Origin of the sequence: Nostoc sp., assembly GCF_036917755.1 — a bacterium.
Taxonomy (GTDB): Bacteria; Cyanobacteriota; Cyanobacteriia; order Cyanobacteriales; family Nostocaceae; genus Nostoc.
Genome location: NZ_JBALFC010000090.1, coordinates 1 through 23,463 on the forward strand (window position 1 = coordinate 1; position 23,463 = coordinate 23,463).

General features: G+C 43.0%; 21 protein-coding genes. 15 read left to right on the forward strand and 6 right to left on the reverse strand.

What is annotated here, in order from left to right:
* The 5 genes from vnfG to V7L05_RS19265 all read left to right on the forward strand — a co-directional run.
* A partial coding sequence (vnfG, locus tag V7L05_RS19245) for a V-containing nitrogenase subunit delta (RefSeq protein WP_335166311.1) occupies positions 1-736 on the forward strand: 736 nt, incomplete at its 5' end.
* Between the two features lie 428 nt (positions 737-1,164).
* Positions 1,165-2,550 carry a V-containing nitrogenase subunit beta gene (gene vnfK / locus V7L05_RS19250; protein WP_335166313.1) on the forward strand — a complete coding sequence of 462 codons (1,386 nt, stop codon included), beginning with the start codon at positions 1,165-1,167 and terminating at the stop codon, positions 2,548-2,550.
* A gap of 107 nt (positions 2,551-2,657) precedes the next feature.
* Positions 2,658-4,190, forward strand: a complete 1,533-nt coding sequence (locus V7L05_RS19255) for a nitrogenase component 1 (protein ID WP_335166314.1) — start codon at positions 2,658-2,660, stop codon at positions 4,188-4,190.
* Between the two features lie 357 nt (positions 4,191-4,547).
* On the forward strand, positions 4,548-5,891 hold the full coding sequence (locus tag V7L05_RS19260) for a nitrogenase component 1 (RefSeq protein ID WP_335166316.1): 1,344 nt from the start codon (positions 4,548-4,550) through the stop codon (positions 5,889-5,891).
* A 450-nt stretch (positions 5,892-6,341) separates the two neighbouring features.
* Positions 6,342-6,551, forward strand: a complete 210-nt coding sequence (locus V7L05_RS19265; RefSeq protein WP_334945783.1) for a TOBE domain-containing protein — start codon at positions 6,342-6,344, stop codon at positions 6,549-6,551.
* Between the two features lie 227 nt (positions 6,552-6,778).
* Here the strand turns inward: V7L05_RS19265 and V7L05_RS19270 are convergent, their stop codons facing one another.
* From V7L05_RS19270 to V7L05_RS19280, 3 genes are all read right to left on the reverse strand, one after another.
* Positions 6,779-7,075 (reverse strand): DUF7734 family protein, encoded by a 297-nt coding sequence (locus V7L05_RS19270; RefSeq protein WP_335166318.1) that lies wholly within the window; start codon positions 7,073-7,075, stop codon positions 6,779-6,781.
* A gap of 36 nt (positions 7,076-7,111) precedes the next feature.
* Complete coding sequence (locus V7L05_RS19275) at positions 7,112-7,708, reverse strand: DUF3177 family protein (protein WP_335166320.1); 597 nt, start codon at positions 7,706-7,708, stop codon at positions 7,112-7,114.
* A gap of 515 nt (positions 7,709-8,223) precedes the next feature.
* The gene (locus V7L05_RS19280; RefSeq protein WP_292769998.1) at positions 8,224-8,469 is read right to left on the reverse strand and encodes a Calvin cycle protein CP12; all 246 of its coding nucleotides are present in this window, start codon (positions 8,467-8,469) and stop codon (positions 8,224-8,226) included.
* Between the two features lie 373 nt (positions 8,470-8,842).
* Here V7L05_RS19280 and V7L05_RS19285 point away from each other — a divergent pair, with 373 nt between their 5' ends.
* Positions 8,843-10,078, forward strand: a complete 1,236-nt coding sequence (locus V7L05_RS19285) for an FIST signal transduction protein (protein ID WP_335166321.1) — start codon at positions 8,843-8,845, stop codon at positions 10,076-10,078.
* A 532-nt stretch (positions 10,079-10,610) separates the two neighbouring features.
* Positions 10,611-12,356, forward strand: coding sequence for a potassium-transporting ATPase subunit KdpA (kdpA, locus tag V7L05_RS19290; RefSeq protein ID WP_335166323.1), 1,746 nt, complete (start codon positions 10,611-10,613; stop codon positions 12,354-12,356).
* On the opposite strand, the gene V7L05_RS19295 is transcribed toward kdpA, so the two are convergent.
* The gene (locus tag V7L05_RS19295) at positions 12,334-12,591 is read right to left on the reverse strand and encodes a hypothetical protein (protein WP_335166325.1); all 258 of its coding nucleotides are present in this window, start codon (positions 12,589-12,591) and stop codon (positions 12,334-12,336) included. The two genes, kdpA and V7L05_RS19295, sit on opposite strands and share 23 nt — an antisense overlap.
* A 50-nt stretch (positions 12,592-12,641) precedes the next feature.
* Here V7L05_RS19295 and kdpB point away from each other — a divergent pair, with 50 nt between their 5' ends.
* From kdpB to pabB, 8 genes are all read left to right on the forward strand, one after another.
* Positions 12,642-14,783 (forward strand): potassium-transporting ATPase subunit KdpB, encoded by a 2,142-nt coding sequence (gene kdpB, locus V7L05_RS19300; RefSeq protein ID WP_335166326.1) that lies wholly within the window; start codon positions 12,642-12,644, stop codon positions 14,781-14,783.
* Between the two features lie 6 nt (positions 14,784-14,789).
* Positions 14,790-15,059 carry a potassium-transporting ATPase subunit F gene (locus V7L05_RS19305; RefSeq protein WP_335166328.1) on the forward strand — a complete coding sequence of 90 codons (270 nt, stop codon included), beginning with the start codon at positions 14,790-14,792 and terminating at the stop codon, positions 15,057-15,059.
* Positions 15,060-15,698: a K(+)-transporting ATPase subunit C gene (gene kdpC, locus V7L05_RS19310; RefSeq protein ID WP_335166330.1), complete on the forward strand. Its 639-nt coding sequence runs from the start codon at positions 15,060-15,062 to the stop codon at positions 15,696-15,698. It begins immediately after the preceding gene.
* A 486-nt stretch (positions 15,699-16,184) separates the two neighbouring features.
* Positions 16,185-16,520, forward strand: coding sequence for a TrkA C-terminal domain-containing protein (locus V7L05_RS19315; RefSeq protein ID WP_334945800.1), 336 nt, complete (start codon positions 16,185-16,187; stop codon positions 16,518-16,520).
* A gap of 125 nt (positions 16,521-16,645) precedes the next feature.
* Positions 16,646-17,050: a hypothetical protein gene (locus V7L05_RS19320; RefSeq protein WP_335166332.1), complete on the forward strand. Its 405-nt coding sequence runs from the start codon at positions 16,646-16,648 to the stop codon at positions 17,048-17,050.
* A 195-nt stretch (positions 17,051-17,245) separates the two neighbouring features.
* Positions 17,246-17,500 carry a DUF7219 family protein gene (locus V7L05_RS19325; protein ID WP_335166334.1) on the forward strand — a complete coding sequence of 85 codons (255 nt, stop codon included), beginning with the start codon at positions 17,246-17,248 and terminating at the stop codon, positions 17,498-17,500.
* Positions 17,501-17,558: 58 nt separating this feature from the next.
* A complete protein-coding gene (locus V7L05_RS19330) occupies positions 17,559-19,019 on the forward strand; it encodes a hypothetical protein (protein ID WP_335166335.1) in 1,461 nt (486 codons plus the stop codon).
* 460 nt (positions 19,020-19,479) lie between these two features.
* Complete coding sequence (gene pabB, locus V7L05_RS19335) at positions 19,480-21,672, forward strand: aminodeoxychorismate synthase component I (RefSeq protein WP_335166337.1); 2,193 nt, start codon at positions 19,480-19,482, stop codon at positions 21,670-21,672.
* A 47-nt stretch (positions 21,673-21,719) separates the two neighbouring features.
* Here pabB and V7L05_RS19340 read toward each other — a convergent pair whose 3' ends face one another.
* Positions 21,720-22,628 (reverse strand): aromatic alcohol reductase, encoded by a 909-nt coding sequence (locus V7L05_RS19340; RefSeq protein WP_335166338.1) that lies wholly within the window; start codon positions 22,626-22,628, stop codon positions 21,720-21,722.
* Between the two features lie 136 nt (positions 22,629-22,764).
* The gene (locus tag V7L05_RS19345) at positions 22,765-23,277 is read right to left on the reverse strand and encodes a quercetin 2,3-dioxygenase (RefSeq protein ID WP_335166339.1); all 513 of its coding nucleotides are present in this window, start codon (positions 23,275-23,277) and stop codon (positions 22,765-22,767) included.
* Positions 23,278-23,463: the final 186 nt, after the last annotated feature.

Consider the following 23,463-nt stretch of genomic DNA (forward strand, 5'->3'; position numbering starts at 1 on the left):
TTTTGAAGGTGCGGTGAATATGGCGCGGGATATGTATAATGCCATTTACTCGCCTTTGATGAAATTGGCTAAAGATGACATCCGTGGTCAGCAAAAGCTGCCAAGCACCAATGGTAATGGCAACGGTAAAGCAACCAAAGAGGTATCTGAGGAAGTCGTTTCTTTAATTCAACAGCAAGTTAAGGAAGCCACTTCACAGGTTAAACAGCCAGCTAAGGAAGTTGCGCCACAGGTTCAACCACAAGCTAAGGAAGTTGCACCACAGGTTCAACCACAAGCTAAGGAAGTTGCACCACAGGTTCAACTGCAAGCTAAGGAAATCGCGTCACAGGTTCAACCACAAGCTAAGGAAGTTGCACCACAGGTTCAACTGCAAGCTAAGGAAATCGCGTCATACATTCAAGAGCGAGCTGCGGAAGTCACAAAATTAATTCAAGAACGGTGTTTGTGGCAGTTTCACTCGCGTGCATGGGATCGGGAAGAAAACATCAATGGTGTTCTCAATATGGCCGCCCAAATCTTGACTGGAGAAAAGGTAGTTCTGGAAACCTTGATCCACAGGGGTTTTTATGCAGATGCGAAGATCCTTTCGGCTGACCTGGAAATTAGGTTTTCATGGTTAAATAGCATGGAGAACTCGCAAAAGAAAGCAGTACTGGAATCTGTTAAGGCAATGCTGATCGATATTGTAATAACCAAGTCGAAGAATGGTGAATTACATTATTCGCTTTATTAAAGCAATTAGATCGGTAATTCAACCAAACTAGGACTTACGCAAAGGTCACGGAAAACGAACCACAGAGGACGCAGAGAAGCCAGTGCGTTGGGGAGCCAGTGCGTTGGGCGGCTCCGCCGACTTGAAGCACCTGGCGTCGGGTTCCCCCCGTTGTAGCAACTGGCGCGTCACGGAGGAATGAGAGTTTGAGAGGGTTTTTGCGTAAGTCCTACAAACGAACGGCGTTGTTGAATTGGAGTATGAATTAGAGTCAAGTCATCCTGTTAGTGTTTGTGCAGAAATTTTCTTACAGAGTAGAGACTTACAGAGTAGAGAGCGATCGCCGCAGACATCGCTCCACTTTCTTAAGCTCAAAATGACACTTCATATCTTCGTTCAGCAACGCCAAACAAAATCACGCAATTTTTTACCACATAGGAGTCAAGAGAATGTCTTTAGTCGTAAAACAGAAAGAACGCAAGGGAATCATCAATCCTATATTTACCTGTCAGCCTGCTGGGGCTGAATATGCTTCCATCGGAATCAAAGATTGTATTCCCCTGGTGCATGGAGGACAGGGATGTAGTATGTTTGTTCGTCTCCTGTTTGCCCAGCATTTGAAGGAAAATTTTGACATTGCTTCTTCTTCACTCCATGAAAATAGCGCTGTTCTTGGAGGACAGCCACGCATTGAGGAAGGCGTAAAGACCTTAGTCGCACGATATCCCGATTTACGGATTATCCCAATTATTACGACTTGTTCAACTGAAACAATTGGGGACGATATCGAAGGAACCATTAACAAGCTCAACGCCCAGTTAAAGAAAGACTATCCCGATCGCCAGGTTATCCTTGTTCCTGTACATACTCCCAGTTACAAAGGCTCTCAAGTTACTGGCTATAATGTCGGCGCACACGCAATCATTTCTACCCTAGCAAAAAAAGGCCAACCAACTGGCAAGTTGAACATCATTACTGGGTGGCTTAACCCCGGAGATGTCACGGAAGTTAAGCGCATCTTAAAAGAGATGGACATTCCAGGAAACATCTTACTGGATACAGAAACCTTCGATGCGCCCACTATGCCCGATAAGACAAGTTTTGCCTTTGGGAATACAACTATCGAAGAAATTGCTGATTCTGCCAATGCGTTGGGAACTATTGCCTTATGTAAATATGAAGGCGGTAGTGCAGCCGAATTCTTAGAAGAGAAGTTTAAGGTTCCGGCAATCATTGGCCCAACACCAATTGGGATCAAAAATACCGACATCTGGCTGCAAAATATCAGCAAATTGACTGGCAAACCAATACCAGAATCTTTAGTCAGAGAACGGGGTAAAGCTATTGATGCGATCGCAGACCTCGCCCACATGTTCTTCGCCAACAAGAAGGTAGCTATTTACGGAGATCCCGATCTGGTAATTGGCCTAGCAGAGTTCTGCTTGGAATGTGAGTTAGAACCAGTGCTGATGTTGTTGGGAGACGACAACAAAGCCTGCACCAAAGACCCAAGAATTGCCGAGTTGGAGAAGCAAGCAGCCTGTGATATCGAAGTCATCTGGAATGCAGACCTCTGGGAATTGGAGCGCCGCATTACAGATAAATCCCTCGAAATCGACTTGATTCTAGGTCATTCCAAGGGTCGATATATTTCTATCGACAACAAAATTCCGATGGTTCGGGTTGGCTTCCCCAGCTTTGACCGCGCAGGTCTGTGGAAATATCCTGTGATTGGCTATAAAGGAGCAGAATGGCTAGCAGACAACATTGCCAACGCCATGTTTGCAGATATGGAGAACAAGCACGAGCGCGAGTGGATCTTAAACGTTTGGTAGAAGACTGAATAAGACACTTGACGATCTGCGAGATCCCCGACTTCTTTAAGAAGTCGGGGATCTAATCACCTACGCTACAGAAGCTATTGAAAGGTTGGAGAGCATTCATGACTGCAACAAGTATAGATAAGAATGTCGTATTTTACGGGAATTTGAGCGAACTGTATCGCTTGGCAAAAGAAGGTAAGATTAAGACCACTTTACAAGGTAGTCATACCCGTCCCTGCAAATTTTGGACTGCAACGAAGATTTTAAGTGGGATTAAAAATGCGATCGTCATTTCTCACGGTCCGAGTGGCTGTGCTTATGGTGTAAAGCGGGCATACAAGCTTACCAATAGCCGTAATAGTGGTTCCCCTTATGAGCCTGTAGTGACTACCAACATGAGTGAGAAGGCGGTGATTTTTGGAGGCGAAAAAGAATTAAAAGACGCAATTCGAGAAGTAGATGAAAAATACCATCCTGATGCGATCGTTGTTGCTACTAGTTGCGCGTCTGGTATTATTGGTGACTGTGTTGATGACGTAGTGAATAAAGCCCGCAGCGAAATTGATGCTGAGATCATGACGATACATTGTGAAGGATTCGCCGGGGAGTATCGCAGTGGATTTGATATCGTATTTCGGCAAATCGTAGACTTTATGGAGCCGCCAACTCCAGAAAGGAAAGCACAACTAGCCGATGCTGTCAATATTGTAGGTGCAAAGATGGGTCCTGAAAGGACGGAAGTTGAAACTGATGTCAAAGAACTGGTGCGATTGATAGAAGCAATGGGTGCAAGAGTTCACAGCGTTATCGCTGGTGATTGTACTTTAGAAGAACTCAAGCAAGCACCGAGCGCAGCAGTCAACTGTACTTTATGTTTGGATCTTGGCTATACCATCGGCAAAGCCATGTCAGACAAGTTTGGTACTCCGCTAAACTCTACTATCCTTCCCTATGGAATCACCGCTACAGAAAAATGGCTCGAAGGTGCTGCAAAATATTTAGGCATGGAAGAACAGGCAGCTGCCCTAATGGAAAGGGAATATGCCGCAATCAAGACTGAATTTGAAGCAGCTAAGAGTTATATAGAAGGGAAATTAGCGATTATCGAAGGACATGATGCTATCAAGTGCTTGTCCCTTGCCCATATGTTGGAGCGTGATTTTGGGATGCGTGCGGTAATCTATAATTTCCATCCCTGGAGTACAGAAGCACGAGAAACCAGTGTAGATTATTTGTTGGAAACAGGATTAGACCCGGAAATATTGATTACAAAGGGGACGCTGGCCTTTGGTAAGTACGAGTCCATGAAACAAACGGAAGATGAATTACTGGATTTTATTGGTGGTCTTGATCCAGATTCAGTAGTGTATTTTGGTTCTTCCTTGAGTTTCCCCCATATTCCCGTAGTCGATTTAAATGCCATCTTAAATCGTCCTAGATTCGGCTATCGCGGAGCCTTGAAGGTAGCAAAGTGTATTAAAACAGCACTCCAATATGGCTTTAGACCTCGCAGTTCCTTAACCAAGCAAATGGTGTTCCCTAAAAATTCCGGGTTAGCATCTGCTCAATCACTGACCGGAAAACTAGCCCAAGACCTGCCTGACTGTACCATATATGCAGAAAAGAAGCGGGGAAAATGTTTTAACGAGTAATAGTAACTTTGTTGAATAAAAGTATGGATTTGTCTCACGCAGAAAATTGTAGGTTGGATGGAACGAAGTGAAACCTAACAAACTCTTGGAAATGTTGGGTTTCGTTACTCAACCCAACCTACGTAGACTGCACGCTAATTCGGTGGCATCTGATATGGGCAAGGCTTAAGCCAAAAATGTCAAGGCGGAAGCCGTTACAGGCTGCACGAAACACGGAAATGTCAAGGCAGAAGCCGTTACAAGCTGCGCGAAACACAGAAACGTCAAGGCAGAAGTCGCTACAGGGAAGACAGAAGCCGTTACAGGTTGCCTGAAACGCATTTACCATAGTCAAGCCTTAGAGAAACAGGAGGAAAAATGTCTGCTGAAACGACTTTTGACAATTGTAACCATAGTAAAGACCCAGTAGTTGGCTGTGCCCTTGAAGGTATTGCAACTACAGTTGCTGGTATTAAAGATGTTAGTATTGTGATTCAGTCTCCACAGGGTTGCGCGTCCACTGTCGCAGCTGGGTATGATGCTCATGAGGTTGATTTCACCAAGCGGAAAGTAGGTTGTACTCGTCTTTTTGAGTCAGACATTGTGATGGGAGCGTCTGAGAAACTCAAAGGGATGATTAAAGAGGCGGATCAATCTTTTGATTCTAAGGTGATGTTTGTCGTTGGGACTTGCGCGGCAGACATCATTGGTGAAGATATTGCGGGATTGTGCAACCAGCTCCAGCCAGATATCAAAGCCAAACTCGTTCCTTTAATGGCTGGTGGGTTTCAGGGCAATGCTTACGATGGCTTGGAAATGGGTTTGGAGGCTTTACTTCCTTTTATCAAAAAAAGGCAGACCAAGAGAAGGGGCAGAAAGCCGAGGATTGTAAATATCATTGCGCCACAGGCAAATCTTAATCCTACTTGGTGGGCTGATTTGCAATGGGTAACGCAGATTTTAAAATCTTTAAGGATCAGAGTACAGACTGTCTTCTCTCATAATACCTCCTTTGAAGAACTAGAGCAAGCTGGTGAAGCAACCGCCAATATTGTTCTCAGTCATGATGTTGGGTATAAGTTTGCTCGGAAAATGCAACAGACCCATGACATCCCGCTTATCCTTGATGATATACCTTTACCAATAGGTGTAAACAACACTACTCGGTGGTTGAAGGCATTGGCGGCACATTTCAAGATAGATGAAAAAGTGGAGCCAATCATCAAACAAGGCGAAGAAATGGTCGTAGATACACTTCGCAAACGAGCATTGATGATTATTCCCCGATATCGTAACTGTAGAATTGCCATATCTGCGGATGGGACGCTTGGCATTGGACTGGTGAGAATGCTCTTTGAAGAATTGGAGATGATTCCGGAAGTCTTATTATTTCGCTCGGCGATGCCTGATTCTCGTTCAATTTTGGAGCGAGAACTGCACAGCCTCGGTCTTGCTTCCCGTGTAATATTTTCGGCAGATGGCTATCAGGTAAAACAGACCTTAGAAGAGTTTGATGTTGATGCTGTGATTGGCTCGGCATGGGAAAAATACATGGCAGAGGAATTGGGAATCAAAATTGCTTTTGATGTATTTAGCCCCACTAACAGAGAAACTTATGTTGATAAGCCATATTTTGGCTATGAAGGCATGATTAATATCATGGAAGTGATTGCTAACGATTGGGATAGAGCTTTTCGTTCAAAAGAGATTCATTGGACATAGAGAAGTGTTGTGTCAAGAATGTTTTGATGTCCTAATGCAGGGTTATTGAGAAGTATTGTGCAACACGTCTGGAGCAACGGCAGTCGCTACAACATGGAGTAACTGCCGTAAGCATTGCGTTAGCGCCTAGAGCTACAGTCTTAGCCTCAAAAGTCGCGCTGCAATTTCTGGAAGGGTTCGTATGCGATCGCTTTTCTAAAAGGGTTGTGAAAACTGGCGATCGCAGTCTCCTGAATTTTAGGGTTTTAATTACCAATAAAACTGGAAATCAGCAGAGATAACTACATTTTTAGGAAAAATTACCAACTAAATAGGCTGAATTTACTTAGATATATTACTTGATACAATAAATACTAAAAAATAGTGAACTTTATACCTGTAGCCAGAGGATTTAATGTAAATAGTTGTTATGATTAATGTGTTAAGAAAAACAAAAGGAAAAATCGTAAAATGCAAGTTAGCGCTCGCAATGCTCTCAAAGGTACAGTGAAAAACATCGTAGTTGGATCTGTAAATACAGAAGTGACATTGGAAATTGCACCGGGAGTAGAGGTAACTTCAATTATTACCAAGTCATCAGCAGAAAGTCTGAAACTTACTGAAGGTAAACAAGTGTATGCCATAGTCAAATCATCTGATGTAATAATTGCCATAGACTAAAGTAATTATTGGCATTCTCTTAAGGGAGGGGCAATCAAACTGCCCCTTTTTAATGTTCTACCGCTTATTTTATGTTACGGCATTAAAATCAAGGTTTTATGGGGAAGCTTCAAAAGCTTAAAATCCAACCCATATAACGAATGCAGGCTATAATATCTTTTGCATACAGGATTAGTTTGGCTCAAATCAGCGGCAGAACTAACCCTGAACTCTCACCGACAAATTAGTTAGACTCCTACTTCTAATAATAGAGCTTCCATAGCTGGCCAAGAGAGTCCTTGTTGAATATAACGGGGTACTTCAGGATTGTAAGGACTGGCTACTCGGTCAATGTTGAGGATGTTTGCCCCATCTGGTAGAACTGGTACATCTGCATCAAATGCCGTTGGACGCATCAAAGAACTGGAAAAGCCTTTGAAAATAGCAATTATATCTTGCTCATCGGCAATTTCCACCGTTACAAGTAGGACTTCTTGGGGGCGTTTAGCGGTGTATTCTTCCAGTTGCTTGCCAATGGGATTCATTTTTTTAAGAGTAGGGGTACGCTGAGGCAGCGACGGTTACTGTGGTGTGGCAGAGCGTCCCTGCTTGCCCAGCTTAATCAGAACAAAATAGCTTAAGTAAACCACATAAATTACTAAACTAGTTATGCCAAGAAAACCTAAGAACTCAGCCTTGGTATTAGCATGGAAATATTCTTTGAATAGCAATGGAGCCTCGAACCAGACGCTACAATAGGGAGTCTTAAGCACATTGCCAGAAAAAGCACAACCCAAAAAAGGGATAAAAGCTAGTGTACCCAAAATACAATAAACAGTTGTAGCCCAGCGCCAAGAGGTAAAAATAAATTTCAAAGAGCCACTGGTTTGATACTCAATTTCATCGTTGAGATCCACCCAGAACCACAACGAAATCGGGATCAAAATCCGAGCCATCAACCCAGAGATAAAGCTAACCGGATACTGGGCAATCATTAAGTAAATCGTGATTGCCACCAGGCTTGATATTCGCCAGTATATAGTCAATAAGCGTTGTATACTTTCTGCTTTTTGCACAAATGCCCAAATCAGAAGGATTAGCGGAATAATTACCAGGAATAATACTGCCAGTCGGTAATCAATCCAGACGAAAGGGCGAAACCAAATATTATAGTCCATAGTTTTTCTCAAACAATAGATAAAAAAGAATTCAGAAGTCAGGAGCGGAGCCGGAGACGCTCCGCCGAGGCGTCGGAAGAAATCAAGTGGGGTTTTATACCACTACCTGATTGTAGACCGCTTAAACCCTTTTATTCAGGAGTCAATCGGACTCCAATTCATGCTGAATTCTTCTTGATAACAGTTTAATCAAAGCATAAAGCTCAGTGGTTAGCCTCAAGACTGCGCTCTAACTTCTTTCTCTAAGCCTTCAACTCATCCGATTTCACGAAATTTATACTACAAACAAATTTATAGGGGCGTACATATGTACGCCCCTAAAGCCAATTCACTAAATTTTAACCTTCAGACATTCCTAACTCCAGATATTTCACCAATTTTCTATCCGTTGGGGAAAATTATGAAACAGGGAGAGTACGATTTTAGGCGGGAGTGGCGTAAAAGTGCGAAATCTTAGTAAGTAAATCCTGGTTGCTTGCTGACCAAAGGAACAGAAAATTCACTTGCCTCAATTTCTAGTCGTCGTAAACTCGGCATTCAATTGCATCTGGGTTGTCATCACAATACTGTTCTAGAGAGTTTTTTGGCTTGCTTTGGCGCTTGTGGGAAGCTTCAGCTTGCAATTCCTCTACTGCATCCCAAGCAGCAGCACACTCTGGTGAGTTGCTACCGTTAATATCACAGACAGTACGCGCTTGTTCCACTTCTTCGTGGATTTTTTCTTGGATGTCGCTCTTTGCTGTTTCTTGGATGTTGGTCATTGCTTTAGTCTCGTTGTGCGTTGTTAATACTAGTATAGAAAAACTTCACAAAAGGTAGTTTTTGGCTTTATTACTAACCATTCTAACCATTTAGCTGATCAAAAGTTAGTGTTTTAGCCGATTGATTTATAACTAACACAGCAAACTGCTGCATCTATGATGCATTTACCTTTATTTTTTAAGATTTTGTGGAATCAGTACTACAGACAAATAATCATACAATATATTGAGATGCATATATTAGGGAATGACAACCCCAGCTTATTGGGATGCAGGAGACGAAAGGCTGGTGTCAATTCTTGTAAGATGCAATTCTTCCCAAAATAAAAAATCAAAACCTAGTAGCCTAAAAAGAGAAAGAAGCTCAAAACTCATGGCAGACCAAATGCAGTGGGCAAACGCCCTATCAACCCGTCATTCTTTGGAAGCCGCCGTTACAGATGTGGTGGAACGAGCTGTCTCATCGTTAACAGTACCTGCGGATCTAGGACTGGTATTCATTTCGTCTGCTTTTACGAGTGAGTATTCCCGACTGTTACCTTTGTTAGCTGAGAAGCTTTCTGTGCCAGTGTTAATTGGCTGTAGTGGTGGAGGTGTGATTGGGACGACAGTTAGTGGAGAAACCCAAGAACTAGAAGCTGAACCAGCTATCAGCTTGACTTTAGCACACCTTCCAGGAGTGAAGATTCAAGTCTTTCATATTCTTGCTGAAGAATTACCTGACTTGGACAGTTCACCAGATGCTTGGCTTGATTTGATCGGTGTGCCATCATCACCGACACCCCAGTTTATCTTGCTGTCTAGTTCTTTCGCCTCTGGAATCAACGATTTGTTGCAGGGGCTGGATTTTGCTTATCCAGGATCGGTGATTGTCGGGGGACAGGCTAGTGGTGGGGGTATGGGTGGTCGTGTTGCCCTTTTTTGTAACGATGCCTGCGGTGAGGAACGCCAAAACCTGTATCGTGAGGGCACTGTTGGTATAGCTTTAACTGGCAATATTGTTTTGGAGACGATTGTCGCCCAAGGATGCCGACCGATTGGCAAACCATTGCAAGTCACAAAGGCTGATCGCAATATTATTCTGGAGTTAGATGAGAAAGTACCTCTGATGGTGTTGCGAGATTTGATTGCCAGTCTCAGCGAAGAAGAACGGAATTTAGCACAGCATTCTCTGTTTGTTGGTGTGGCAATGGATGAATTTAAGCTGGCTTTGCAGCAAGGAGACTTTTTAATTCGGGGTATTCTTGGGGTCGATCCAACAGCTGGGGCGATCGCAATTGGCGATCGCGTCCGTCCTGGTCAAAGGCTGCAATTCCACCTCCGCGATGCCCAAGCCTCTGCCCAAGACCTAGAATTACTCCTCCAGAGTTATCAACACCAACGAGAATCTGAACCTTCTGCCGTAGCTGCCTTGATGTTTGCCTGTCTGGGGCGAGGTGAAAGACTGTATGGTAAACCCAATTTCGATTCTGAACTATTTCAGCGCTACCTGAACGATATTCCTGTAGGTGGCTTTTTCTGTGGCGGTGAAATCGGCCCTGTTGGTGGCAGAACCTTTTTACACGCCTACACTTCAGCATTTGGAATTTGTCGCCAAAATCAGTTATGAATTAGGAATTAGACTCCTGACTGAAACATAAAAATTAACAAGCCCCTAAATTTATTTAGGGGCTTGTTAATTTTTAATTTTGAAAAAAGTAATTTTCTTTACGAACCGCAGAGGCGCAGAGGACACAGAGAGAGAAGGAAGAGAAGGAGTACGTTTGTGTAGCCGCAAATTCTATTGCCCTGGCTCTAAGTTGACACGTATGAGCAATGTTCCCTATGAGTGGTCTGTATTCTATGCAATTGAGAACCGCTATAGTTGTTTAGCATTTAGCTGTTGCTCTATATTTGCAGATATATATCGAGATAAACACTCTGAAGATTTGTATATATAGACAAATATATTCCTTGTATAGGCTAGTTTAAATATTAATTTATATCTTGTGTTCTTTAATAAAAAGCTCGATGATTGATTGAGAAAGCACATAGTTATAGGTTAGTTAATAAATAATGGCGACATAGTTTTTTCTGATTTATCGCCAAAAAATATCTGATATTCATCTGAAGTTTATTCATGTCGGAGTTCGACTAATCCAATGCTAGAAGGATGGATTCAAATTATATTAACGCTACTAATTGTAGTAGCGATTACTCCCTTTTTTGGGCGCTATATGGCGCGTGTCTACCTAGAGCAAAGTACTTTTCTCGACCCAATTTTGAATCCGGTTGAGCGATCGCTTTATTCTTTGGTAGGCGTTCAAAGCCAAGAAAATATGACGGGTTGGCAGTATGCGCGAGCAATTCTGTATAGCAACGTAGTCATGGGTTTGCTGATTTTCTTTATCATCGCAAATCAGGGATGGCTACCGCTTAACCCGACCAAGATAGATGCCCCAACCTGGGACACCATACTACACACCACGATTTCCTTCATTACCAATACCAACCAGCAGCACTATTCTGGTGAAACTTACTTGAGCTACGGTAGTCAAATGTTCGGGCTGGGCTACCATATGTTCACCTCTGCTGGAACTGGTTTGGCGGTAGGAATTGCTTTTATTCGGGGATTGACGGGTAGATCGTTGGGTAACTTTTATGTAGACCTAATTCGCTCGATTACCCGAATTTTGCTGCCGATTTGTATTGTGGGCGCGATCGCCTTTATGGCAGCTGGTGTTCCAGAAACACTGGCGGGTGCAGCTGTATTCCCGACCTTGGAAGATCCGAATATCAGTCAGGCGATCGCTCGTGGCCCCGTTGCCCATTTTGAAATTATCAAACAATTAGGAGAAAACGGCGGCGGCTTTTTTGCGATCAACTCGGCACACCCCTTTGAAAATCCCAGTGGATTTACTAACTTAATTCAGATCGTGGCAATGCTTTCGATTCCCACGTCCCTGATCTATACCTATGGCTTGTTTGCAAATAACCCCAAACAAGCTTGGTTACTCTACGGCATGGTCGGTGTAATCTTTGTCGGATTTCTGATTGTCACCGCTATTGGAGAATATAACGGCAATCCGGCTGTAAATACGCTTTTGGGCAGTCAGCAACCGAATCTAGAGGGTAAAGAAGTCCGGTTTGGTTGGGCAGAATCTGTATTATTTGCAGTAAGTACAACCGGAACCATGTGCGGCGCCGTCAACGGTTTCCACGACTCCTTCATGCCCGCCGGTGGTTTTATTTTTCTCTCTAATATGTTCCTGCAAATCATGTGGGGTGGACAGGGTACAGGAACAGCTTACTTGTTTGCCTATAGCATCCTGGCGGTATTCGTCACGGGTCTGATGGTGGGACGCACGCCAGAATTTCTGGGACGGAAGATTGAAAAGCGTGAGGTCGTGCTAGCTAGCTTCCTGATTTTACTGGTTCACCCGATCGCCATTTTGATTCCAGGGGCGATCGCCTTAGCTTTTCCTGACCAACTGGCAGGGATTAGCAATCCCGGCTTTCACGGCTTTTCTCAAGTGATCTACGAATATGCTTCAGCTGCTGCTAACAACGGTTCTGGGTTTGAAGGTTTAGGCGATTCACAACCTTCTCCTTTTGCGATCGCTACAGGCGCCAAAACTACCGCAACCGCCCTCTGGTGGAACCTGAGTACCTGTTTCAGTTTACTGGCAGGACGCTATATACCGATCATCGGTTTGCTGTTATTAGCAGATAGTATGTCTCGTAAGCAAGCTGTTCCCTACACGACTGGTACATTACGAACCGATACCGGACTGTTTACAGGCGTCACCGCAGGCGTGATTTTAATTCTAGGCGCACTTACATTCTTCCCAGTATTAGCATTAGGCCCCATCGGTGAAGCCTTTTTTATCGCCAAAGATATTGGGTAAGAAGTTGGGAGTGGGGAGTGGGGAGTGGGGAGTGGGGACAAGGAAAATTAGAGACTGATTTATCCACCTCAGAACTCCGTTCATCCACCTCGGAACTCCGTTCATCCACTTCGGAACTGGATTCATCCACTTCGGAACTGGATTCATCCACCTCGGAACTGGATTCATCCACCTCGGAACTGGATTCATCCACCTCGGAACTCCGTTCATCCACCTCGGAACTGGATTCATCCACCTCGGAACTCCGTTCATCCACCTCAAAGACTCATGCCCAAAATTTAATATATGCCAACTACTACTGATTCTCGTTCGCCCCGTATTCCATCTGGCACTCGTGATTCGCGCAAGCATACGCCCAAAGCGGATTTGCGGGGACTTTACCAGAGAGCAATTCGTGAGTCATTTCTCAAGCTCGATCCTCGAATTACCGTCAGAAACCCAGTAATGTTTGTTGTTTGGGTGGGGACGATTGTCACCTTGATTGTCACCCTTGACCCGAACTTTTTCGGTACAATCCAGGCAGATGTGAACCAACAACGCCTGTTAAACGGGTTGATTACCTTCATTCTCTTTTTCACACTCGTTTTTGCCAACTTTGCCGAAGCCGTAGCTGAAGGACGCGGTAAAGCACAGGCTGATTCACTAAGATCGACGCGATCGGATACGATCGCTAACAAAATCCTCCCTGATGGTTCTGTAGTACAAGTCAGTTCCACAGAACTGCGGCGGGGCGATTTGGTCAAAGTGATTGCAAATAATATGATTCCCGCCGATGGGGATGTAATTCAAGGCATTGGCTCAGTGGATGAGTCTGCGATTACTGGGGAATCTGCCCCTGTACTCAAGCAACCAGGTACAGATATTGCCAGTTCGGTGACAGGCGGTACACGCCTACTCTCAGACGAGTTGACAATTCGCATTAGTGCTGACCCTGGCCAAGGCTTTATCGATCGCATGATTGCCCTGGTAGAAGGGGCACAACGCACCAAGACTCCCAACGAAATTGCTTTGACGGTATTGTTGGCAGTGTTAACACAGGTATTCCTGATTGTGGTGTCAACGATCCCTCCCTTCGTTGGCTACATTGCCAGCTTTGTCAGTACGGCGTTTGGGGCTGAGTCGGGAAACAGTTTGCGTGCGGGTGCTAGCGTTGCGATTCTGATCTCGCTACTGGTAGCTTTGATTCCCACAACTATTGGTGGTTTACTCAGTGCGATCGGCATCGCTGGGATGGATAGGGTTGCCCAATTTAATGTCATCGCTACCTCTGGTCGAGCAGTAGAAGCCTGTGGTGACATCAACACCCTAGTGCTGGATAAGACAGGCACGATTACCTTGGGGAACCGGATGGCTGATGAGTTTATTCCCCTGAATAATCACTCAATAAAAGACGTGGCGCAAATCTCCCTAGCTGCTAGCTTGTTTGACGAGACGCCAGAAGGCAAGTCAATTGTAGTTTTAGCAGAAAAGTCCCAGGCGGCGGTAGATTTTAACATCGACAAAGCCGAAGGTGTGGAGTTTTCGGCAAAAACCCGCATGAGCGGCACAAATCTACCCAATGGCAAACAAATTCGTAAAGGAGCAGTGGATGCCATTAAAGGGTTTGTCCGTTCCCGTGGCGGTCAGGTTCCTGATGATACAGACGCAGCTTATGAGCGCGTTTCCCGGTTAGGCGGTACGCCCTTAGCTGTTTGCCAAGATCACGAGATTTATGGTGTGATTTACCTCAAAGATATTGTCAAACCTGGACTGCGGGAACGATTTGACCAACTTCGCCGCATGGGTGTTCGCACTGTCATGCTCACAGGTGACAATCGGATTACCGCTTCGGTAATTGCCGAAGAAGCTGGGGTTGATGATTTTATTGCCGAAGCGACTCCAGAAGACAAAATTGAAGTGATTCGCGCCGAACAATCTCAGGGTAAACTGGTGGCAATGACTGGAGATGGTACTAACGATGCTCCTGCCCTAGCTCAAGCAAACGTGGGTGTGGCGATGAATTCTGGGACGCAAGCTGCCAAAGAAGCTGCTAATATGGTGGACTTAGACTCTGACCCCACCAAGCTAATTGACCTAGTAACCATAGGTAAACAGTTGTTGATTACCCGTGGCGCATTGACAACATTTTCGATCGCTAACGATATTGCCAAGTATTTTGCGATTATTCCCACGATCTTTGCAGCTGCTGGCATCGGCGCACTTAATATTATGAGATTAAAGAGTGCCGAATCTGCGATCGTCTCGGCGCTGATTTACAACGCCTTGATTATTCCGGCATTAATTCCGCTAGCACTCAAAGGGGTAAAGTTCTTACCTTTAACAGCAGATCAACTGCTACGTCGCAACATCTTGATTTATGGACTTGGTGGCATCATTGCTCCCTTCATTGCCATCAAACTGATAGATATTATCTTACCTTTGTCTTAATTTACTATGAAACCCGTTCAGATTCGACGCACTATCGCTGCATCCCAAGTATTAGAAGAAATAACTGAAATCTGGTGTCAATGGCGCAGACAAAAGCTGCCACTGTATTTGTTCCTGGCGATGTGTTTCAACCTAGTTGTGGCACCTCTGGTTTATGGCGCTACTGGTGAACAACTTTCCCGCAGTCAATCTTGGGGATTGGGACTATTAGGAATGGTGACGCTAGGGCTTTCCATCTATTTATTTTTTGTAATGTTTGTACCGGAGAAATTCTAAATGAGTTTTGCACGCGAAGCTAGTAGAGCTATTCGTTCTACCTTGGTACTTTGGGTAATCGGCGCAATTATTTATCCTTTTGCGATGATTGCCATTGGACAGATTGTGTTTCCGTTTCAAGCAAACGGTAGTCTACTGAAAAATAGCGCCGGTCAAGTTGTGGGTTCTGCCTTGATTGGTCAACCTTTTACTAGCGATCGCTATTTTAACAGTCGTCCCAGTACCACCAGCTACAGCACAGCTGATCCCAAAAAGGACGATGGCGGAGTTTTGAAAACTGGGGTTTCTGGTGCTAGTAACTTGGCTCCCAGTAATCCCGCATTACTGGAACGCATCAAAGGTAAAGATGACCCCGACCCCAGCAAAAAAATTGAAGGTGACTTAAATCGTCTGAAAAAAGCAGGTGTGCAGCCGACTGGCGATTTAGTCTACACCTCTGGTTCTAGCCTTGATCCTCACATTACCCCCGAAGCTGCGATCGCGCAAATTGCACGAGTGGCTAAGGCGCGAGGATTTCAGCCTAACCAACTGGAAACCTTAATTGCTCAAAACACCGATGGTCGCTTTCTCGGTATCTTTGGTGAGCCTGGAGTTAATGTGTTGAAGCTGAATTTAGCTCTCGATCAGATTAAGAGTTAATAATTCAAAATTCCAAATTAAAATCGAAAGGCTTAGATTCCCGACTTATTTAATAAGTCGGGAATCTTGTTGTTCACCAATGATTAAGTAGGGCTATATAGCAATCCTATTTGATTCGTGAAAAATATAAATAAGAAAACGAACCGCAAAGGACGCAAAGGGAAGAAAGAAGAAAGAGAAATATACTTTTCACAAATGATTTAAGACTGCTATATCACAATACAGTTCAGTTAAGCATTTCTTCCTTCTCTTCCTTTGCGTCCTTTGCGGTTCGTTAAAAAAATTGACTTTGACAAAGATTTAACCCTTAACCCAACCGTATTGGACTATATCAAAGCTATATCTCTAAATATATGCCTCCAAAGCTAATAAATAAACATATATTTTATTTTTTTAATACATTTTATATATCCTAAAAATATACCTCAGAAAAAATATTTTCTATGTAAAATACTGCACAATACTATTAGAGTTAAAAAAAGATTTGTGTTAAAAAACAAAAAAGCTTTAGAACCAAGCCTGTTTGGTGTTTTAATCCAAGCTAATAGCGTTTACTGTGGCATTCATTTAACTGAAATTCAGTTACCCGATCAATGTGTTTTTCTAGGAATATTACGAGAAATTCAAGTCATTCCAGCAACAGATAATCCCGCAATTTTTGCTGGAGATTACATCTTAGCGATCGCAACCCATCCTATGATGGTTCCCGCTCTCAAAGTCACTCTCAAGAAAATTCATTCTGTTTACTACTCCCTCAACTATTGCTTACTGGAAGCTCGACCAACAGCCAGCCAATCTGTTGATTCAGAGGTAAATAACTAGTTTCAATTCCACATATTATTAGACAGATGAACATTTACTTATCTCTGATCATGCTATTTTGTGAAGATGTTTAATTGTAGATGAATTTTACTGAATCTGAGTTCGACTAACTAAAGGTTTTTAATATGCATATTTCGGAGCTTTTCCGACTTGATGTATCCGCCCAAAAAAGTGTTCATCAGTCCACCCTGATTGAAGCTAACCTACCTCAGGCAACACATACACATAATGATCCAAAACCACACGAGGGAGACATTCCCTTTGTAGCAGTATTTTTGGCTCACATTTCCTTCATGATTGTTTGGGGAATTGTCGTTTTTCTTGTTTCATCTGCCTGCAAAGCACTAGAAGATCCTCCAGAAAATGCGGCACAAGATAAAGAGGAAATAGTAAGCATCAAATATTTACAGCAACATCCCTGTAAAAACTGCCAATTTTTTAACAATAACCATTATCTAAAGTGTGCAGTACATCCTGCCATTGCTCTAACTCAACAAGCACTCAATTGCTCTGACTATATGCCTAAATAGGTGAATTTATCGGCGATCGCTTTATGCCAATCTTAGTTATGCAAATCTCACCAAAGCTTCAAAAAACAACGAAATTCCAGGTCGCAATACTGTTACTCTCTGCGAAACAGTATTACCAAATGGAATGATATCAGGTCGCTGCAATCAGCCAAATAATAACTAAAAAAAATCAAGCTTTTCATCAGGAATAAATTAATGGCGCAGTCCAATTATGAAGATAAAAATAGCTTTTTCTATCCTCGCAGTAGCTACTACGGTCAAGTTAAGCCAAAGAACTTAGTATTTAATGCCAATCTCCAAGAATTTACTCAAAGAATTAGCTACATCACTAGTTTAGAAACTGGTGGGAAAATATCTTCCGAAGAAGCTTTCAGCCAAATTGAGGCATTATGGAAACAGTTGGAACGTAGTAAAAATAAGCTGGAAATTGGTAGCGATCTATCAGTTTAATTTAGTTGACTAATCCTGATGAAAGCGCAACAATTCCAATGCATTATGAACATATTTTATGAAACAAAAAGAGACGATATTTGTTATTCCGACTCATCGATTGAGAGATGTAGCACAGACCATCGAAAAATATGATGAGAATTTCTGGGCAAATGGTCATGCTTTAAAAATTATTGTCTTTGATGATTCCAGTATTGCTAACCATGAGAAATATTACCCGATTTTAGAACAGACTAAGACAGTCAATGACGTGTTTTATGTCGGACCCCAACAGAAAGAGGAATTTATTACATTTTTAAACGAAAGACTGCGCGATCGCAAGCTGGAATCATTAGTCAAAAACTTATTTAGACCTAGTTATGGAGGAAATCGCAACTTCACGCTGATGTATACCCTTGGTCATTTAATGGTTAGCGCAGATGACGATATGCGACCAGATGCATTAATTGAAACTAGTCCAGAATCTTTAACAGGCGATGAAATATGTCGAGGTAAATTAATCAAGTCCAATCAACAAGGCGGCTACGTCCATAAATCTTTTGACTTACTCACAGCTTTTGCTGATGTTCTAGGTCAAAAAGCCAGCCATGTACCGGAAAACTTCGAGGCTGGAGAATTGGTTGTTGATACAGCAATGGATTTAGAAACAAATACGACTAAGGGTTACTTTCGGGAAAACAGCCTCTTATTACAACATGGGAGAGTATTGAATAATGCGATCGTCAAGATTGCCCAGACTTTTCGCACAGGAACCAATGATATCGATACACTTGATTTTATTCAGATGTATCTCAATGATGAAAACCAAATTAATCCAAATGACCTGAATGATTTTTATATTCTCACCAATTTTCGACCTGTCATTACTAACAAAAACTGGAGAATGGATTGTGGAGTCGCTGGATATGATAATCAGCTAGGTTTACCACCATTTTTTCCAACTCGGCTGAGGTTTGAAGATTATATCTACAGGATTTGGATACAGCAAGAGGGGATTGTGGCTGCACACGTTGATGCTGTCCAAAACCATATAAGAAATAATTACATGCGTAATCCTCTCGCCAGTGAACTCTTTAATGAGGAAATATGTAGCCTGCTGAAAAAGAAGATTAAAAGCAGTGTTTATCATCTTGATGATCTGGGAATCAAGTTTGATTACTCTGGCGAGGTGACGTTACTAGACTCTGAAGAAATCCTAGAAAAAATCTCTGCTATCCACAGCCAGGTAGTCAAAGCCTCAATGTCTACCCAGAATGAAGAACGTAAGCAGTCTCTTCAATTATTTGCTGAGAACTTATCGAGAGTATTTTATGGGTTTGAACCCGACTTTTTTCAGCAAAACGTTTCCAGAATTATCGATGATGTAATTAGCCAATTTCACGGTTCTCTAGAAATATGGCCAACTCTAGTGGAAATCTGTTACTTTTACAAAGATAAAAAGGATTTACCGCAAATCAGGGTCAAGAATAAGAAGATCAAGTCCAGAAATGGCACAAAATCGAGCGAAATTATCGTATAAACGCGACCTTTGGCAAACAAGCTATCTGCAAGACTTTACGATTCTTTATCCGGGAAAATTTTCTTAGACATATAGCAATCCTATTTAATTCAGATCCCCGACTTCTTCAAGAAGTCGGGGATCTTGTTTCTTACGAATGATTCAGGATTGCCATAGCATACATTAAATAAAAAATAACGAACCACAGAGGCGCGGAGGACACCGAGAGAAGGAAGAAATGCTTAACTGAACTGTATTGCCTTATGTTAGGATATTTCACAGACACTAGGGACAAGATTAACCAAAAAAATCTGGAAATAGTCATTGAGAAGTACCTGCAAAACCATAATCAAGAAGTGCAAACTGCATGGCAGCATCATTTATTAACAAAGATAGAACCAAAAATTTAAAGTAGCAGATAACTTATCTAGGTGCTATTCTAAGTGCAAAAACGTTCTATCTAGTAGTTAATTTAGTATGTATGCAAACATTAATTATTGATAACTATGACTCTTATACCTTTAATCTTTACCAGATGATTGCCGAGGTAAATGGGGAACTACCTCTGGTAATTCGTAATGATCAGCTTAACTGGGATGAATTGAAAAAAATTGTATTTGACAACATTGTGATTTCACCTGGCCCCGGTCGTCCAGAAAGGTCAGAAGATTTTGGAATCTGCCGACAGATAATTGAGAATGTGAATGTGCCTTTGCTGGGAGTTTGTTTGGGACATCAAGGACTTGGCTACCTACATGGTGCAAAAGTGATTCATGCACCGGAAGTTCGACACGGTAGACTGAGCAAAATTTATCACAATGATTCCAAATTATTCCAAGGCATTCCCAGTCAGTTTTCTGTGGTGCGCTATCACTCCTTGATAGTTGCGGATCAACTACCTGAGTGCTTAGAAAAAATTGCTTGGACTGAGGAAGGACTGGTGATGGGATTGCGTCATCGACATCTACCTTTTTGGGGTGTGCAGTTTCACCCAGAGTCTATCTGTACAGAATATGGACAAACATTGTTAGAAAACTTTAGAGATATCACGCTGCAATTTATAGATAAATCATCAATAAGTTCAGAAAAGCAGTATTGGACTGGATATGGATTTATTGCTCCTCCTATCGATGAACCCTATCAAAAACAGGAAGATAAGTTTGAACTTCATCGGCGCAAACTGGATATTTGCCCGAACACAGAACAAATATTTGTCCATTTATTTCGGCAAGCAGCAAATGCCTTTTGGTTAGACAGTAGCCGTGTGGAACCCGGTTTATCTCGCTTCTCGTTTATGGGCGATGGAAACGGGGAAAATAGCCTTTTGGTGCGCTACCATACGCAAACGCAAGAATTGACGATCGCACAGTCAGATCGTGTGACTCATCACAGCGAAAGTATTTTTGAGTATCTCAAACGAGAAATTGACCTCCGAAGTTGCCAAGCTGATGATTTACCGTTTGATTTTAACTGTGGATTTGTTGGCTATTTTGGCTATGAACTCAAGGCATCTGGATCGTCATTGGTGCATTCTTCACTATTACCTGATGCAATTTTCTTATTTGCCGATCGCATGATTGCCATCGATCACCAAGAACAGTGTGTTTATTTGCTGCAATTAATCAAAAAAGGACAAACACAACAGTTAGAAACTTGGTTTGATACTATCCAACAACAACTCGAAACCCTGTCTCCTCTGACTCCCCTTGTACCTCAAGGAAATAGTCAGCCAATCAAGTTTCGTTTAAGTCGTACTTACCAGACTTATATTAATGATATTCACCATTGCTTAGACGAAATTTATGAAGGGGAAACCTATCAAGTTTGCCTCACAAATCAGCTTTATACTGATATAACCCCCGATCCATTGACGTTCTACCGCAGATTACGTAGGCTTAATCCTGCCCCCTATGCGGCATTTTTGCGCTTTGGTGAGATTGCGATCGCTTGCTCATCTCCAGAACGATTTCTGCGGATTGATCAGCAGGGTTGGGTAGAAACCAAGCCGATTAAGGGAACCCTGAGACGCGGAAAATTCCCTGAAGAAGATTTTATCCTCAAAGAACAGCTACGCAACAGCGAAAAAGACAGGGCTGAGAATCTGATGATTGTCGATCTGTTACGCAATGATTTGGGACGAGTTTGTGAAGTCGGTAGCATTCACGTACCGAAGTTAATGGATGTAGAAACCTATGCAACAGTGCATCAATTGGTGACAACAGTACGCGGGCATTTGCGACCAGATTTAACAGCAATAGATTGCGTGCAGGCTTCATTTCCCGGAGGCTCGATGACAGGTGCGCCCAAACTCAGAACTATGCAAATTATCGATCGCCTGGAACAAGAAGCGCGAGGAGTGTATTCAGGAGCGATCGGCTTTTTGGGATTGAATGGTTCAGCCGATTTAAATATTGTGATTCGCACTGCTGTTCTGACTCCTAATCAAACTTCTATTGGTATTGGTGGCGGAATTGTGGCGCTTTCCGAGCCGGAGATAGAGTTTCAAGAAACGCTGCTGAAAGCGGAAGCCTTAATTCATGCGATCGTTCTCACAATGCACGGGACATTTGAGCCAGATATGTATGATATTGTAGGAGTAAAATCAAAGACTGCCGATAGTTATAAAACTATTGCAAAAATACTTGAACCGCCAGTGACTCAAGTCACTGGCTAATAGCAAAAGTCCGTTGAAACGGACTAAAACTACTTTCATTAGTCGGTTTAAACAGAATCTCCTTTGCTCAGAAATTGCTTAACCGTCTTGGGTTTAATGTGGGGATAGCGATCGCTCTGAATCCGATCGAGTTTGCCTTTACCCGATACCATCGCGTACATATACTGGTGGTAAACGTACTCTTCGAGTGAACTAGCTGACGCTTTTTTGTTAGCAATCCAAGCTTTCATCTCGGCGATACTGCCCAATGATTTTTCGGTTAATTTAGTGCCCGTCGCCTCTTCATAAGTGGCTTTCAACTGCTTCGGGGTTAGAGTGTCACCTGCGACTTCCAATGCTGTGTTTGCCAAGCCTGGGTCGCTCACCGCTTCAGCCACATACTTGGCGGTATCATCAGTAGTGGTGAGATCGAGCGGCGTTTCACCATCGCCCCAGTATTGAAATATCTGATGTTCTAGGTCAAACAGTGGCATATAGGTGATGAATTCCATAAATGCCCCGTTGAGAACTAGGGTATATTCCAAACCGCTTTGCTGAAGATAATCAAATACTTCCTTCCGCATATCCAGGTTATCATTGTCGCCATAGTCCAGCTTGCGGTAGTCTACCGAGTAATCGGAGGGAATGAACCGCTTCACGCCCTGCTGTTTCGCCGCATCAATCAGGTTTTTCTGCCCTGGCACAGTCACTTCATTGTTGCCGATCGCAGATACGACCACATCAACCCCTGCACACGCTGGCAGTAGGGTTTCAGGTTTCATTAAGTCGCCTTCTGCGATCGCTGCACCCTTGGCTTTCATTGCGTCGATTTTTTTACGATTTTCTGGATTGCTGTCGTTGATTGACCGCACCATTGCTCGAACATCAAGGTTGCCTTTGTCGAGTAGAGCCGAAACAATCTTAGAACCCAACATGCCAGTAGCACCAGCAACCAGAACCGTCAATTTTGTCGTCATGATTTTCCTTGTAAAGTTTACAGAATTTGTCCTTTGTCAGTATCTATCAATGAGGCAGACTCGTTACCTGAAAAGCAATCGCACACCAGCGATCGATCTGCCAGAGCCAAACTCGAATAATCTGGTGTCGGGTAACTTAACTTGCGAAACCTTGTAAGAATTTGGTTTTAGCCGCAGGATACTGCTGGGTGACTTGCTCAAGCGCTTGATTAGCTTGTTCTTGATCGGGAAAAGGCAGTGAAGCCGGAGGCAATGTGCGCGCCTCTGCGGGCACAGTCGTCGCCATAATCACGTACTCAAAACCTGCGGGGACATAAGTATTGAGTAATCGAGCCGTTTCAGAATCAATTTGAAAAGCGTGTTTTGTGCCCCGTGGAATTGACACAAATGATCCAGCAGTTGCTTTAATCGGCTGGTCTTCGACAAAGAAGGTGGCTTCGCCTTCCATAATGTAGAAGGTTTCATCTGCTGCCTCATGGATATGAGGCCCTGCTGCTGGGCCGTGCGGCACCAACTGTTCTATACAAGAATACTGTCCATCAGTATCTTCAGCAGTTGCCAGCATAATCCAGAGAATGCCCATACCCCAGTAAGCTCGACCTTCGCCACTATTAACTTGAAAAGCTTGTGGCTTGTTTTGTGCGTTCATGTATAAATCCTTTATTTCAATTAGTTGTAATTTATGGTGGAAAAAGCTTAATTTTCATCCCTTGATTGACCTATCTCTAGAAATCGTAGGAGAAATGAAGCTTGACTGTCTTGGACGATCTTGCTTTTTGACAGTACATTCTTGCTCTAAGAAATAAGAATTAAACAACATACAATTTATGTCCCT

Bases quoted from the DNA above. Each gene is read 5' to 3' on its own strand.
- V7L05_RS19305 (WP_335166328.1), top strand. From the start codon at position 14,790: ATGAAACCCGTTCAGATTCGACGCACTATCGCTGCATCCCAAGTATTA.
- V7L05_RS19270 (WP_335166318.1), bottom strand. From the start codon at position 7,075: ATGAATCCCATTGGCAAGCAACTGGAAGAATACACCGCTAAACGCCCC.
- vnfK (WP_335166313.1), top strand. From the start codon at position 1,165: ATGTCTTTAGTCGTAAAACAGAAAGAACGCAAGGGAATCATCAATCCT.
- V7L05_RS19345 (WP_335166339.1), bottom strand. From the start codon at position 23,277: ATGAACGCACAAAACAAGCCACAAGCTTTTCAAGTTAATAGTGGCGAA.
- V7L05_RS19320 (WP_335166332.1), top strand. From the start codon at position 16,646: ATGCATATTTCGGAGCTTTTCCGACTTGATGTATCCGCCCAAAAAAGT.
- V7L05_RS19285 (WP_335166321.1), top strand. From the start codon at position 8,843: ATGGCAGACCAAATGCAGTGGGCAAACGCCCTATCAACCCGTCATTCT.
- kdpC (WP_335166330.1), top strand. From the start codon at position 15,060: ATGAGTTTTGCACGCGAAGCTAGTAGAGCTATTCGTTCTACCTTGGTA.
- V7L05_RS19280 (WP_292769998.1), bottom strand. From the start codon at position 8,469: ATGACCAACATCCAAGAAACAGCAAAGAGCGACATCCAAGAAAAAATC.
- kdpA (WP_335166323.1), top strand. From the start codon at position 10,611: ATGCTAGAAGGATGGATTCAAATTATATTAACGCTACTAATTGTAGTA.
- V7L05_RS19275 (WP_335166320.1), bottom strand. From the start codon at position 7,708: ATGGACTATAATATTTGGTTTCGCCCTTTCGTCTGGATTGATTACCGA.
- V7L05_RS19325 (WP_335166334.1), top strand. From the start codon at position 17,246: ATGGCGCAGTCCAATTATGAAGATAAAAATAGCTTTTTCTATCCTCGC.
- V7L05_RS19260 (WP_335166316.1), top strand. From the start codon at position 4,548: ATGTCTGCTGAAACGACTTTTGACAATTGTAACCATAGTAAAGACCCA.
- V7L05_RS19265 (WP_334945783.1), top strand. From the start codon at position 6,342: ATGCAAGTTAGCGCTCGCAATGCTCTCAAAGGTACAGTGAAAAACATC.
- V7L05_RS19340 (WP_335166338.1), bottom strand. From the start codon at position 22,628: ATGACGACAAAATTGACGGTTCTGGTTGCTGGTGCTACTGGCATGTTG.
- pabB (WP_335166337.1), top strand. From the start codon at position 19,480: ATGCAAACATTAATTATTGATAACTATGACTCTTATACCTTTAATCTT.
- V7L05_RS19255 (WP_335166314.1), top strand. From the start codon at position 2,658: ATGACTGCAACAAGTATAGATAAGAATGTCGTATTTTACGGGAATTTG.
- kdpB (WP_335166326.1), top strand. From the start codon at position 12,642: ATGCCAACTACTACTGATTCTCGTTCGCCCCGTATTCCATCTGGCACT.
- V7L05_RS19330 (WP_335166335.1), top strand. From the start codon at position 17,559: ATGAAACAAAAAGAGACGATATTTGTTATTCCGACTCATCGATTGAGA.